Annotated in this window: 13 protein-coding genes and 2 pseudogenes; 5 read left to right on the top strand and 10 right to left on the bottom strand. The window is 61.9% G+C overall.

Features of this window, described 5'->3' with window-relative positions; genetic code table 11:
- Positions 1 to 70: 70 nt before the first annotated feature.
- The 3 genes from FJ934_RS18275 to FJ934_RS18285 are packed head-to-tail and all read right to left on the bottom strand — an operon-like array spanning position 71 to position 2,688.
- Positions 71 to 424, bottom strand: coding sequence for a DUF488 domain-containing protein (locus FJ934_RS18275; RefSeq protein ID WP_140610994.1), 354 nt, complete (start codon positions 422 to 424; stop codon positions 71 to 73).
- An 18-nt stretch (positions 425 to 442) separates the two neighbouring features.
- Positions 443 to 1,699: an aminopeptidase gene (locus tag FJ934_RS18280; protein ID WP_140610996.1), complete on the bottom strand. Its 1,257-nt coding sequence runs from the start codon at positions 1,697 to 1,699 to the stop codon at positions 443 to 445.
- On the bottom strand, positions 1,696 to 2,688 hold the full coding sequence (locus FJ934_RS18285; protein WP_140610998.1) for a LysR substrate-binding domain-containing protein: 993 nt from the start codon (positions 2,686 to 2,688) through the stop codon (positions 1,696 to 1,698). Before FJ934_RS18285 ends, FJ934_RS18280 begins: the two co-directional genes overlap by 4 nt.
- 96 nt (positions 2,689 to 2,784) lie before the next feature.
- On the opposite strand from FJ934_RS18285, the gene FJ934_RS18290 reads away from it, so the two are divergent.
- Together FJ934_RS18290 and FJ934_RS18295 are read left to right on the top strand one after the other, a co-directional pair.
- Positions 2,785 to 3,009 carry a hypothetical protein gene (locus tag FJ934_RS18290; RefSeq protein WP_140611000.1) on the top strand — a complete coding sequence of 75 codons (225 nt, stop codon included), beginning with the start codon at positions 2,785 to 2,787 and terminating at the stop codon, positions 3,007 to 3,009.
- 118 nt (positions 3,010 to 3,127) lie between these two features.
- Positions 3,128 to 4,300 carry a YbfB/YjiJ family MFS transporter gene (locus FJ934_RS18295; protein ID WP_140611002.1) on the top strand — a complete coding sequence of 391 codons (1,173 nt, stop codon included), beginning with the start codon at positions 3,128 to 3,130 and terminating at the stop codon, positions 4,298 to 4,300.
- Here FJ934_RS18295 and FJ934_RS18300 read toward each other — a convergent pair.
- From FJ934_RS18300 to FJ934_RS18315, 4 genes and pseudogenes are all read right to left on the bottom strand, one after another.
- Positions 4,292 to 4,663 carry an Imm8 family immunity protein gene (locus tag FJ934_RS18300; protein ID WP_140611004.1) on the bottom strand — a complete coding sequence of 124 codons (372 nt, stop codon included), beginning with the start codon at positions 4,661 to 4,663 and terminating at the stop codon, positions 4,292 to 4,294. The two genes, FJ934_RS18295 and FJ934_RS18300, sit on opposite strands and share 9 nt — an antisense overlap.
- Positions 4,660 to 5,046: pseudogene (locus FJ934_RS18305) on the bottom strand (IS1 family transposase); the annotation flags it as partial. The gene FJ934_RS18300 and the pseudogene FJ934_RS18305, both read right to left, overlap by 4 nt.
- 63 nt (positions 5,047 to 5,109) lie before the next feature.
- The gene (locus tag FJ934_RS18310; protein ID WP_140611008.1) at positions 5,110 to 5,340 is read right to left on the bottom strand and encodes an RNA-binding protein; all 231 of its coding nucleotides are present in this window, start codon (positions 5,338 to 5,340) and stop codon (positions 5,110 to 5,112) included.
- A 3-nt stretch (positions 5,341 to 5,343) separates the two neighbouring features.
- A complete protein-coding gene (locus FJ934_RS18315; protein ID WP_140611010.1) occupies positions 5,344 to 5,529 on the bottom strand; it encodes a hypothetical protein in 186 nt (61 codons plus the stop codon).
- Between the two features lie 223 nt (positions 5,530 to 5,752).
- On the opposite strand from FJ934_RS18315, the gene sbmA reads away from it, so the two are divergent.
- Entirely contained in the window at positions 5,753 to 7,012 is a 1,260-nt protein-coding gene (gene sbmA / locus FJ934_RS18320) for a peptide antibiotic transporter SbmA (protein ID WP_140611012.1), read from the top strand.
- A 34-nt stretch (positions 7,013 to 7,046) separates the two neighbouring features.
- On the opposite strand, the gene FJ934_RS18325 is transcribed toward sbmA, so the two are convergent.
- Positions 7,047 to 8,045 carry a polysaccharide deacetylase gene (locus FJ934_RS18325; RefSeq protein WP_140611014.1) on the bottom strand — a complete coding sequence of 333 codons (999 nt, stop codon included), beginning with the start codon at positions 8,043 to 8,045 and terminating at the stop codon, positions 7,047 to 7,049.
- A 214-nt stretch (positions 8,046 to 8,259) separates the two neighbouring features.
- Between FJ934_RS18325 and FJ934_RS18330 the strand changes: the two genes are divergently transcribed.
- Positions 8,260 to 8,925 (top strand): tetratricopeptide repeat protein, encoded by a 666-nt coding sequence (locus tag FJ934_RS18330; RefSeq protein WP_140611016.1) that lies wholly within the window; start codon positions 8,260 to 8,262, stop codon positions 8,923 to 8,925.
- Positions 8,926 to 8,931: 6 nt separating this feature from the next.
- Positions 8,932 to 10,368 carry a ribosome biogenesis GTPase Der gene (gene der, locus FJ934_RS18335; protein WP_140611018.1) on the top strand — a complete coding sequence of 479 codons (1,437 nt, stop codon included), beginning with the start codon at positions 8,932 to 8,934 and terminating at the stop codon, positions 10,366 to 10,368.
- A 13-nt stretch (positions 10,369 to 10,381) separates the two neighbouring features.
- Here the strand turns inward: der and FJ934_RS18340 are convergent.
- Together FJ934_RS18340 and FJ934_RS18345 are read right to left on the bottom strand one after the other, a co-directional pair.
- Positions 10,382 to 11,015, bottom strand: a pseudogene (locus tag FJ934_RS18340) (LysR substrate-binding domain-containing protein); the annotation flags it as partial.
- A gap of 200 nt (positions 11,016 to 11,215) precedes the next feature.
- Positions 11,216 to 12,211: an acyltransferase gene (locus tag FJ934_RS18345; protein WP_181165670.1), complete on the bottom strand. Its 996-nt coding sequence runs from the start codon at positions 12,209 to 12,211 to the stop codon at positions 11,216 to 11,218.
- Positions 12,212 to 12,391: the final 180 nt, after the last annotated feature.

The following is a 12,391-nucleotide window of genomic DNA, read 5'->3' on the forward strand; positions in this document are numbered from 1 at the left end:
TCCCTCCTTGTGGGGGAGATGTCCGGCAGGACAGAGGGGGGCGCTGTCCCGCCAGCTTTCGAAAACCGCTTCAATCCCCCCGCAGGTACCCCGCCAGCGCCACTGCATTGTTGTGCGCCTCGTCATGCGCTCCGTAGAGCAACGTCACCCGGCCTTTATCAAGCAGAGTGCGCAGCACCGTCACCGCATCGTCATTGTTATCCAGCTCGGCTCGATACCGCCGCTGAAACTCTTCCCAACGCGCCGGCTCATGGCCGAACCATTTGCGCAGGTCGTCGCTCGGTGCGATGTCCTTCAGCCATAGCGTCAGCGCGGCGTCCTCCTTGCTGACGCCGCGCGGCCAGATGCGGTCGACCAGGACGCGTTGGCCATCGCCGGGTTCCGGCGTTTCATAGACGCGCTTTAGCTTGATGTCGAAGGCCATCACCCCTCTGCGGCTCGCTCAGGCCCACTCACCTTTGCGCATCACCGGCACGCGGCTGCCATCCTTGTTGACGCCGTCAATGTCGATCTTGTCCGAACCGATCATCCAGTCGATGTGGATGAAGCTCTTGTTGCCGCCGCGCGCCGCGATCTCGTCCTGGCTGAGCGAGGCGCCATTGACGAAGCATTTCGAATAGCACTGACCGAGCGCGATGTGGCAGGCGGCGTTCTCGTCGAACAGCGTGTTGAAGAACAGCAGGCCGCTGGCCGAGATCGGCGAGGAATGCGGCACCAGCGCCACTTCGCCGAGGCGGCGTGCGCCTTCGTCGGTGTCGAGCACTTTCTTCAAGACGTCCTCGCCCTTGGACGCCTTGGCCTCGACGATCCTGCCTGCCTCAAAACGCACCGAGATCTCGTCGATCAGCGTGCCCTGGTAGGACAGCGGCTTCGTTGAGGAGACATGGCCTTCGACACGCCTTGCATGCGGCGTGGTGAAGACTTCCTCGGTCGGGATGTTGGGGTTGCAGGTGATGCCGTTCTTGGCCGTCGAGGCGCCGCCCATCCACTCATGGCCGTCTGCCAACCCGACCGTCAGGTCGGTGCCCGGTCCGGTGAAGTGCAGGGCGTGGAAATTATGGCCGTTGAGCCATTCAGTGCGGCCGCGCAGCGCTACGTTATGCGCCTTCCAGTTGCCAATCGGATCCTCGACATCGACCCGCGAGGCGGCGAAGATAGCGTCGGCGAGCTTCGCCACGGCGACATCGTCGGCGTCGTCCGGGAAGACTTGCCTGGCCCAGGCCAGATCGGGATAAGCGATAATGTTCCAGTTGATGTCGAAGCCGGTGATCTTTTCCAGCGCCGGCTGGTAGGCCACCGAATTGGCCTTGTTGGCGCGCGCCACCTTGGCCGGGTCCTGCGCCGACAGCAGCGAGGGATCCTCGCCGCGCACGGCAAGCCGGGCCGCATTGTTGGAGAAGGCCTTCGCCATGCCCTCATACAACCAGCCGGCGGCGCGGTCGAAGCCGGCATCGGCGCCGAAGCGGTAGCGCGCCAGCGTTATCTCGTCATCGTTGAAGATCGGCGTCACCAATCCGGCGCCGGCCTTGTAGGCATGCTCGACGATGCGCCTGGTCAGCGGCAGCGCCGCGATCGACGAGGTCAGCACCAGATCTTGGCCGGGCTGCAATTGCAATCCCACCTTGATGGCGACTTCCGCCAGCCTGTCGAGCTTCACCGGGTCGATCGTTGCGGAAACGCCGCGCGAATGTGTGGTCATGATCCTGCCTGTCGTAGTGGGATGTCTCGTTCAACATAGACCGGTGCCACGCCGCTTTCCACCGCGTTCGTGCCAGCGGGTCCTGCAGTCGCCGATCCGAACTGCGCCATCGTCGCCTCGATCTCTTCCTTGATCCAGACCTTGAAGTCCCGGACCTTGCGGCTTTCGGTCTTGGCTGACGAGGTGACCAGCCAATAGCCGAGCCCGCTCTGGGCGCGGACCCCGAACGGCGCCACCAGCCGCCCGTCGGCCAGTGCATCGGCCGTCAGCAACTGCCAGCCCAGCATCACGCCATGGCCGGCGATCGCCGATTCCAGACACAGCATCGGATCGGTAAAGCGCGCGCCTTTCTGGAAGGTGACGGGCGGAACGCCGGCGGCGGCGAACCAGCTTTCCCAGTTGATCATCGCCCGTTCGTCGGTGATGGCGCAGGTCAGCGCCAAATCTTCGATCGATTGCAATTTGCCAGCGATCGATGGCGCGCAGACCGGGAAGATCTCCTGCGCCAAAAGCAGTTCTGCTCGCCCGCCCGGCCATTTGCCGTCGCCAAGCCGGATGGCGATGTCGATGTCCGAGTGATCGAGATCGGTGAGCCGCACCGAGGCGTCGATGCGCAGCAGCACGTCGGGATGCCGGGCGAAGTGGCGCGACAGCCGCGGCAGCAGCCATTTCGAGGCGAAGGCCGGTGCCACCGAAACCACCAGCGTGCATTGGGTCGCTTCGTCCGCCATCGCCACCGCGTGGGCAAGCTCGCGAAACCCCGCGCCGAGGCGGGTGGCGAAGATGGCGCCGAATTCGGTCAGGACCAGACCGCTCGCCGTACGCTCGAACAGCGCCTGGCCGAGTTGCTTTTCGGTGCGGCTTATCTGCTGGCTGACGGCGCTGACGGAAACGTTGAGCTCGCCGGCGGCCGCCGCCAGCGATCCGAGACGGGCGACGGTTTCGACGGCGCGAAGCCCATTGAGATGGACGCGGTTGAGCATGGCCATTTGAGTTTTTCTAAACCGATCCGACCGGAATCTCAATTGAAAGACAGACCGAAACGACAGACCTTGTTGAGGAGAGACAGACCCGCGGAGCCGGAAATGCTGAGGATGCTGTCGTCGCTGAAGGTGATGTTCGCCGCGAATGCGTCGCATGAGCCACTCTGCGACCGCGATACGCAGAGGTGGCTGACCGACCCGCTGTCGCATCCAGTGCTGAACGCCATGTCGCAGCGTGAACTCGCTGACGTGCCGTTCAGGCTGACGGCGCGGCGGACCGTGCATGAGACCGCTTCATTTCGCGTCGGTTTCCGTGGGCGCTGCTGAGCGGACGTCGCGCGTTCGGGATCATGCAAAAGTCAAGCGGAGCATGGCGCGCTGAGGCCCCGCTGGCCCAATGAAAGGCGGATTGTTTCGGCGGTCGCTGCATTTATTGTGCGCTGCAATGAAATCGGCCAACTCCACAGCGCTGCGCTTCGCCTTCGCAGGCATGATTGCCATGGCCGTCGCCATGGGCATCGGCCGTTTCGTTTACACGCCGATCCTGCCCGGCATGATGGAAGAACTGCATCTGTCGCCGGCCGATGCCGGGTGGATCGCTTCCGCCAATTACCTCGGCTACCTTGTCGGGGCGCTTGCCGCGGCTGGCGGCTGGGCGCATGGGCGCGAGCGTTTGCTGATGCTGACAGGTCTTGGCGCCAGCACCGTGCTTGCCGCGCTGATGGGGCTGACCGACACAATGGTCGCCTTTCTCGTCATCCGTTTTCTGGCGGGTCTCGCCAGCGCCTTTGTCATGGTGTTCATGGCCAGCATCGTTTTCAGCCATATTGCCGCCGCCGGTCGTGGCGACCTGCAGGCCTGGCATTTTGGCGGCGTCGGCCTTGGTATCGCGATATCGGCGGCGATGATGGCGGTGCTGGTCACCGGGCATGCCGGCTGGGCGGCCGGCTGGCTCTGGTCTGCGGCCATTTCGGCATGTGGTTTCGTGGTCGTCGCGCTCCTGGCAAACGAGGGCCCGCTCGCCAATGGCGAAACCACCCGCGAGTCGGCACTGCCGAAAGACCGGTCGCTGATGAAGGTCATCGTCGCCTACGGCCTGTTTGGGTTTGGCTATGTGGTGACCGCGACATTCCTGGTCGCCATCGTGCGCCAAGGCGGTGGCAGCCGCGTTTTCGAGGCCATGGTATGGATGGTCGCCGGCCTCGCCGGCTTTCCCTCGACCTGGCTCTGGCAGAAGATCGCCACGCGGATCGGGCTCTATGGCGCCTATGCGCTGGCGTGCTTCATCGAGGTGATCGGCGTCACCGCCAGCGTGGCGCTTGGCGGATATTCGGGGCCATTGCTTGGCGGCCTGCTGCTCGGCGGCACCTTCATTGCCATCACCGCGCTCGGCCTGCAGGCAGCGCGGCAGCAGGCGCCAAGGGCGCCCCGGCGCATCTTTGCCTTGATGACGGCGTCGTTCGGCCTTGGCCAGATCATCGGCCCCATCGCCGCCGGGTTTCTGGCCCAGATGTCAGGCGATTTCTTTCTCGCTTCGATCGTCGCCGCGGCCATGCTGATCGTTTCCGGCGTCATCACCTGGTCGGCCGCGCCAAAATCGGGTAGTGTCTCAGTTTGAATTTCCAAGCAGGTACTCAAACTCCCATTCGCCTAAGCGGGAAAGCTGGAAGGCGATATCGTTCCACGTCTCGCCCTCAACCGCACAACGTTCGCTCAGGAAACTCTCCAGCTCTAGATGATCGAACCTAGGCATGAAGATTACGCCGCCGCCTGAAAAGACCTTTTCTGTCTGGGACCGCAGAAACCTATTTGTCGAGCAAACCGTTGCCGTGAACGCGTCTGACCCTTCCTTGCCTGCTTCGCCAGCGTAGAAGTCTATTTCAACCAAGAAGTCAGCGGGATCGTCTGGAAGCCAAGTGGCCGGGTCTTCCCCCAATATGGCGGAGTTTGTAAAACGGTAGCCTCTGTACTCGGCCTTCATGAGACAGGCACCTTGAGTTTCTTGTACGGTCCGCGCTTGCCCGGTTTCGGCGCGACGGCGTCCATCATTCCGCAGAGATCGTCCATCGACCACAACGTTGCCGACACGCCAGCGGCCATTGCCGGCGACATTTTCAGCGTCTTGTGAACGCGGATGAAGTTGTACCAAACCGTGTACAGCGCGACCATATGGACGTGGTTATCGAACTTCTTCGAAAACGCGTTGGTCAAGCGAGTGAAGCGGCGCACCTGCATCCGCATGGTGAGGTTCTGGCGCTCGACGTGCGACGTGCTGACGTGCGTCAGGTCGGGCTGGCCTTCGATGCGGGTCTTCTTCGCGCCAGTGCATACGGCGGGGCTGTAGCGGCGTTCCTGTGGCACCGCCTTGCCTTCCGGCTCGCCATACAATTCAGCTACCGTTGACTGGCGGCAAGGACAACAAAAACCCTACTTAGACCAACGCTTCGCAGCCGCCTTCTTGGCGATCTCTGCGCGCCGCTCTGGCGTCATGTTCTCAGCGCGCTTCTTTCCGCCCCTCGCGCCGAGCGCCTTGGCGGCAGGGTCTTTGCCGTCTTCAACGATTTCGTCGGCTTCCTCGCCTGTTGCAATGCGCATGACGCGGACGGCGTTGCCGATCACGTCGGCGGGCCGCTTCTGGCCTTTAGGTCCGGTTGGCATTCTCTAGTTCTCCGCGTGGCTAAAGACGACAGCGCCGTTGTCCTTGCGAACTTCAACGCATACGACGCCATCGTCACCCCTTCGGGTCTGGAACATGGCGATTGCATGATCTTTGGCCGTCTTCTCAGCGTCAAAGGTCACCTTGTCGATGACGCCCCGTCTTCCATACCAGATGACAGTGTAGGCCACTGAAGCTCCCATGCTTTCCGCTAAGCATATGGGGCTTACCGCTTTAATGCCAAACCTAAAAGCGGTATCGCGGGATTTCAAACTGAGACACTACCCAAAATCGCCATGATTTGTGGTCTTGCTCTGTGCCGGGTATCGGGCAGGCATTTTCTTTCCCCCTAATGTGTGACTTTATGCCCGCCGTCATCAGCTGATTTGCGCATCGATCGAGGAATTCGCCCCAGTGTTCGTATCCTTCTTCCCGCAGCCGAAGCTCTTCTTTTCTTCGGCCGCCGTCTGGAGCCTTGCGGCGATCCTGTTCTGGTTTTTTGGTGGTGAGCAACTGGGAGCTGTGTTTGGCCTGCCGCCAGCCGCTGCGGGGACACCACCAATCATCGGCATCGCCGTTCTGGTGTCGAAGCCGTTCCTCTGGTTCTATATTTATTTCGTGGCATGCGTGGCCATCTTCTACGCGTTTTGGACCTGGTACTCGCCGCATCCATGGCAGAATTGGTCGATCCTGATGACCGCGGTCATCCTGTTCTTCATCTATTTCAATGTGCAGGTCAGTGTCGCCGTCAACGCCTGGTACGGACCTTTCTTTGATTATGTGCAAGGGCTGATGTCGGGGACGGGAAAGTCTACCAATGGCGAGTTCTACACCGGACTGGCCGACTTCTCGTGGCTTGCGCTGGTGGGCATGAACGTGCAGGTCGTCAATGCCTTCATCGTCAGCCACTGGATCTTCCGCTGGCGCACGGCGATGAACAACTATTTCATCGAGAACTGGACCAGACTGCGCCATATCGAGGGCGCCTCGCAGCGCATCCAGGAAGACACGATGCGGTTCTCGCAGATTATGGAAGATCTCGGTTCCAGCTTCGTCCAGTCGATCATGACCTTGATCGCCTTCTTGCCGGTCATGATCCAGTTGCAGGCCCACATCAGCGAATTGCCGATCGTCGGCGCGATCCCGCAGCCCCTGGTGGTCGCGGCCCTTGCCTGGTGTCTGTTCGGAACGATCTCGGTGATGATTGCCGGCCTGAAGCTTCCGGGGCTGCAGTTCCGCAACCAGCGTGTCGAAGCCGCTTACCGCAAGGAGCTTGTTTATGGCGAGGATCACGCGGACCGGGCGCAACCCGCCACCACGGCCGAGCTGTTCGCCAATGTCCGACACAACTATTTCAGGCTCTATTTCCACTACATCTATTTCAACGTCGTCCGGTACACCTACTTGCAGGCCGACAACATTTTCTCCCTGCTGATCCTGGGCCCTTCGCTGGTCGCGCACAAGATAACGTTCGGCGCGCTGAACCAGATATCGAATGCGTTCGGCAAGGTGACGGGCTCGCTGCAGTTCCTGCTCACCTCCTGGTCGACCATCGTCGAGCTGCAGTCGGTCCACAAGCGCCTGCGCGCCTTCGAGGCGACGCTGGAAGGCGCGCCGCTACCTGACATCGACCAGCGCTATCTCGCAAGACAGGGCGCCGAGGACCCGGCTTGAAAAAGATTGGATATTGGTGCGAAGCGTTGGCGGTTCAGCCGCCAACCGAGCCCTTTTTTCGGCCTCCGCCCTGCCGCTCGACATAGTCGCGGAAGCTGATGCACTCGACATCGGACTTGACGCAGACCTCGCCTGCAAAGCGCTCCAGCGCATTCCAGTAGGCGCCGTCATTCATCAGCGTGAAGTGGAAGCCGAGCTCAAACGGAATGCGCTTGCCCTGGTATTGCGCGTCGAAGGCCGCGCGGAAAGCGTCATAGGTCCGGTTGGCGAACTCGTCCGCCTGGCTTGGCCGTTCGAAGCCGCCCGAGTGGCGGACATAGAGGTTGTAGTCCATGGCGATCACTGGCCGCGATTTCGGCCCTTCCGGGATCTGCGGCAGTGAAAAGCGGGTGATGCCGCCGACGGTCGGTGGCCGGGCAGGGCCCTGTGAGACGCCGCTGGCATCGAACTGGTAGCCGGCGGCGGGCAACGCTTCGTAAAGCGCCTTGCTGGTCGACAAATAGGGGGCACGGAAGCCAACCACCGCATGCCGCGCGAAGTTTTGCCAGCCTTCCGGTTCGGGCGTGATGCCGTTGATCGTGTAGGCGTTCTCGAGAATATGCTCGAACGAGGCGAACTCTTTCAGCCAGTCGGCTTTGCTCCAGTCCTTGCCATCGAAATGGCCACAGGCGTGGCTGGCGATGTCATGGCCCTCACGGGCGGCAAGGCCGATCTGTTCGAGCCGCTCGGCCACTTCCTGCTTGGAGACGGCAAAGCCAATGTTGGATTTGCCGCCCGACTTGCCTGGTGCGGTGTATTCCTTGCGCGTCTCTGGCGACAGCAGGAAGACGCACGACAGAAAATAGGTGAAGTGCGCGCCTGTGCGTTGCGCCAGCGCCCGGCTGCGCTTCCACTGCGAGATGTCGCGGGCGCTGTCGAAGGAGATGATGACGATCTGCTTCGGTTTTGCCGGCAGTGGCGGCGCGGGAGGATCGGCCAGAGCCCCGCCGACAGTGGCGAGCGAGAACGCGACAACGCGACACAAACAAGACATAGGCAAATTTACAGGCTCCGGTCGGTCAGAAAGCCGGCTATCGCCCAAATGTGGCGCGGGTGCGATTGGCCTTTTCGTCCGTTTGCCCCGGGGCAAACATCCGTTTGCCATGGCAATAGGCGATTTTCCGGTCGAACCCCTTCCATGCCGACAAAATTTCGCTAAAACGCGGGCTCATGAACCGCCCCGGCCCGGGGCAGGAATGGTTTGATTGATGTCCGACGACAGTTTTATCCGTGAAGTCAACGACGAGATCCGTCGCGAACAGGCGCAGGCGCTGTGGGACCGTTTCGGCCCGGCCTTGCTTGCCGTTGCCGTGCTCGTGGTGCTCGGCACCGCCGCCTTCGTCGGCTATCGCTATTGGGACGAGACACGCGCCAACCGATCCGGCGACGCCTTCTCGCAGGCCTTGAAGCTTGCGAACGACGGCAAGAACGACGAGGCACTGGCTGCGCTCGATCAGTTGGAGAAGGATGGCTACGGCGCCTATCCGCTGCTTGCCCGCATGCGCGCCGCGACCGTCAAGGCGAACAAGGGCCACGTCGATGCCGCCGTCAAGGATTTCGACGAGGTCGCGGCCGACACCGCCATCCCCCAGGGCATTCGCGACATGGCCCGGCTGAGGGCAGCACTTCTGCTTGTCGATCACGGCTCTTTCGCCGATGTCTCCAGCCGCGTCGAGGCGCTGACATCGGACACCAACACGCTGCGTCATACCGCGCGCGAGGCGCTCGGCCTTGCCGCCTGGAAGGAAGGCAAGACCCAGGATGCGCTGAAGCTGTTCGACCAGATCGCCGCCGATGACGGCGCCCCCCGTAACACGCGCGAGCGGGCGACCTTGATGTCCGAGCTGATCCGCGGCTCGGGCAACGCGTCGTGATTTCGGATGACGTTCAAGGTAGCCATCATCGGCCGGCCTAACGTCGGCAAATCGACTCTTTTCAATCGGCTGGTCGGAAAGAAGCTGGCGCTTGTCGACGACACGCCGGGCGTGACACGCGATCGCCGTGTCCATGCCGCCAAGCTTTACGACCTGCATTTCGACGTCATCGACACCGCCGGTTTCGAGGACGCCGGCGCCTCGACCTTGCCCGGACGCATGCGCGCGCAGACCGAGATCGCCATCCGCGAGGCCGACCTGATCTTCTTCACCATCGACGCTAAATCCGGCCTACTGCCGGACGACAGGACCTTTGCCGAGATCGTGCGCAAATCCGGCAAGCCGGTCGTGCTGGTTGCCAACAAGGCCGAGGCGAAAGGCGCGCAGGGCGGCATGCTGGAGGCCTGGGAACTCGGCCTCGGCGAGCCGATCCCGGTCTCGGCCGAACACGGCCAGGGCATGCCCGATCTGCGCGACGCGGTGATCGCCGCGCTCGGCGAGGAGCGCGCCTTCGGCGAGGACGATGAGGATGACGAAGAGGTCGCCGCCAGCGAAGTGCTGATCGGCGAGGACATCGCCGATCCAGACGCCGAGGATGCGCCTGCCTATGACGACACCAAGCCGATGCGCATCGCCGTCGTCGGGCGTCCGAACGCCGGCAAGTCGACGCTGATCAACGCGCTGATCGGCGAGGAGCGGCTGCTGACCGGGCCGGAAGCCGGCATCACCCGCGATTCCATCTCCGTCGATTGGGACTGGCGCGGGCGGCGGATAAAACTGTTCGATACGGCAGGCATGCGCCGCAAGGCCAGGATTCACGAAAAGCTGGAAGTGATGTCGGTGCAGGATGGCTTGCGCGCCATCCGTTTCGCCGAGATCGTCATCATCGTACTGGACGCCACCATCCCTTTCGAGAAGCAGGATCTGCAGATCGCCGACCTGATCATCCGCGAGGGCCGGGCGCCGGTGATCGCCTTCAACAAATGGGACTTGATCGACAAGCCCCAGGAACTGCTGGCGGAACTGCGCGAGAAGACCGAGCGGCTGCTGCCGCAGGTGCGCGGCATTCAGGCTGTGCCGGTTTCGGCCGAGACCGGACGCGGCCTCGACAAGCTTATGGACGCAGTATTGAAGACCCACAAGGTCTGGAACAGCCGCGTCTCGACCGGCAAGCTCAACCGCTGGCTGGAAGCCATCCTGGCGCATCACCCGCCGCCCGCCGTTGCCGGGCGCCGGCTGAAGGTCAAATATGTCACCCAGGCCAAGACGCGGCCGCCGGGCTTCGTGGTCCAGTGTTCGAGGCCGGACGCGATGCCGCAATCCTACGTCCGCTATCTCTCCAACAGCCTGCGCGAAGCCTTCGACATGCCCGGCGTGCCGATCCGCATGGCGCTGCGCACCTCGGACAATCCGTTCGCCGGCCGGGCCAAGAAGCGCGGCTGAACCTCGGCGCCGATCAGGCCACGGCTCGCAGGCCGGCATCGCTGGCCCTCGTGCTTTCCGGCAATGCCTGTCGCGCCGCTTCCATCAATATGTCTGCGAGCCGAGCCGCCACCGGCTCGATTTCGGCATCCCGGCGATGCAGAAACAACGTCATTTTCGGCAGCGCCGGCAGGGCCGCGATCTCCGGCATCATCGCCTTGATGCTGGCCGGCAAGCCGATGTCGGTGACGGATCGTCAATCCCAGCCCTGCGGCCACTGCCGCCCAGATGCCGCCAAGGCTCGGGCTTGAGAAGGCCATGCGCCAGGGCAGCCCGGCGCGGTCGAGCGTTTCGGTCGCCACCGTGCGCAGAAGGCAGGGCGCCTCAAACGCGACCAGCGGCAGGGGCTCGCCGTCTCGCAGGCCGTTCTCGATGCGTCTTGCCGGGCCGATTCAGCGCATTTGAACATCGGCGACGTGCTGGCTGTAAGGCAGTGTGTCGCCGTTGTGCCAGGCGAGTGCGATGTCGAGGCTGCCTGACATCACCCTCTCGGCAAGTTCACGGCTGCCCGCGATCCTGGCTTCGATCTTGACCTTGGGGTGGGCTCGGGCGAAACGGCCGAGCACGTCGGGCAGCACCGCTTCGCCGAAATCCTCCTGCAGGCCTATATCAGGCCAAAGCGGCAACGGGTGCTGCTGAGAGGGGGCGCGCCCGTTTGGACATAGGAAACCGTCGCTTCGCCCAATCGATACAAGGTCTCTCGACAGTTCGATGGAGAAGCACCGAGAACAAGAGGCTAATCATCGCCGCGGCAATGGTGGCCACGAGAGGGCCGTACTGTTTGTCGACTTCGAAATTGTCGGCCAGGTTACGTATGACGATCTGATGAATCATATAAAAGGCGAAACTGACCTCTCCGCAGAAAACGAGAGGCCGGCAAGATAGAACGCGCGCCACCACGCCGGATTGGTGGCCAAAAAACATAGATCGCAATCGCGAACAACGGATACATCCCATATGCTCGGTAGGCGTCGTGAGCCATCTCGGACGAATGGTCGGCGAAGAATTGTACGATAACGGCATGCACGCGCATGTAGCCCACAAGGCAAACGATCGCCGCGATCTGACAGAACGCCACCCACGCGTCAGGGATGCGCCTGCGCTTGAACAGCTGGTAGGCTGCCATCCCTGAAAGGAACTCCACCATTCGCAAGGGCGGAAAGAATTGCGCGAACGATTCGTCCGTTATGTAGAGGTCCAGCCACCATTGTTCGGAAGGAAGAGGAAACACCGGCCGCGGCAAAACAACGGTAAATGCAAGCAGACCGAGGGCGGCAAGTGTCCAGCCGCTAATCAACAGCATCATAAAGCGCGGCCTCAAGCTCAGGATGAATGGCAGCGCAAGATAGAAAAATAGCTCGACTGATATCGACCATGAGACACCGTTATACGCATAGGCAGTCCCGTAGGTCGGGACCCAGGCATTCTGGAGGGTGGTCACCAAATATGCGGTAACGAGGCTCATGCGATTCCAAAGCGACGCTGCGGCGAGGAAGGCACATAGAATGTGAAGCGGCCAAAGTCGAAAAAACCTTTGGAAGATAAAGTTTCTGACGTCACGCGGGGTCTGGAATTCGCCGTCGAAACTGTACGACAAGACGAATCCCGACAGGACGAAGAAAAACGAAACGCCGAGATTGAGATTCGTGCTCAAGATCGACTGAGCCGAATCAATTCCGAATGTCGTCAGATGGTGGAAGAATATCGATAGAGCCGCGAAGGCTCGCAAAGCCGTCAAATTGTGAAGCTGCGGACGCTTGATCGCTCCCGCCAGTTCGAGACCGTTCGCAACGATAGTTCCCACGGATCGCTCCCCGCCAACTCTGCTTTGCAGAGCAGCTATCCCAAACCGGTTCCATCTGGCGGTTGGTAGTATGGATATCTGGTTAAGGCAGGCTCTGTCATAACGCTTGTCGTCGACACCCGCCGCAAAACCGCCCGACTTCGAAACCACGACCTTGAGCCGACTGAGAAAACCCGATCA

Source organism: Mesorhizobium sp. B2-4-12 (assembly GCF_006441575.1).
Lineage (GTDB): Bacteria > Pseudomonadota > Alphaproteobacteria > Rhizobiales > Rhizobiaceae > Mesorhizobium.

Coding starts and splice junctions, on each gene's coding strand:
- FJ934_RS18275 (WP_140610994.1), bottom strand. CDS start 424: ATGGCCTTCGACATCAAGCTAAAGCGCGTCTATGAAACGCCGGAACCC.
- FJ934_RS18285 (WP_140610998.1), bottom strand. CDS start 2,688: ATGGCCATGCTCAACCGCGTCCATCTCAATGGGCTTCGCGCCGTCGAA.
- FJ934_RS18280 (WP_140610996.1), bottom strand. CDS start 1,699: ATGACCACACATTCGCGCGGCGTTTCCGCAACGATCGACCCGGTGAAG.
- FJ934_RS18330 (WP_140611016.1), top strand. CDS start 8,260: ATGTCCGACGACAGTTTTATCCGTGAAGTCAACGACGAGATCCGTCGC.
- FJ934_RS18300 (WP_140611004.1), bottom strand. CDS start 4,663: ATGAAGGCCGAGTACAGAGGCTACCGTTTTACAAACTCCGCCATATTG.
- FJ934_RS18325 (WP_140611014.1), bottom strand. CDS start 8,045: ATGTCTTGTTTGTGTCGCGTTGTCGCGTTCTCGCTCGCCACTGTCGGC.
- der (WP_140611018.1), top strand. CDS start 8,932: ATGACGTTCAAGGTAGCCATCATCGGCCGGCCTAACGTCGGCAAATCG.
- FJ934_RS18290 (WP_140611000.1), top strand. CDS start 2,785: ATGCTGAGGATGCTGTCGTCGCTGAAGGTGATGTTCGCCGCGAATGCG.
- FJ934_RS18310 (WP_140611008.1), bottom strand. CDS start 5,340: ATGCCAACCGGACCTAAAGGCCAGAAGCGGCCCGCCGACGTGATCGGC.
- FJ934_RS18295 (WP_140611002.1), top strand. CDS start 3,128: ATGAAATCGGCCAACTCCACAGCGCTGCGCTTCGCCTTCGCAGGCATG.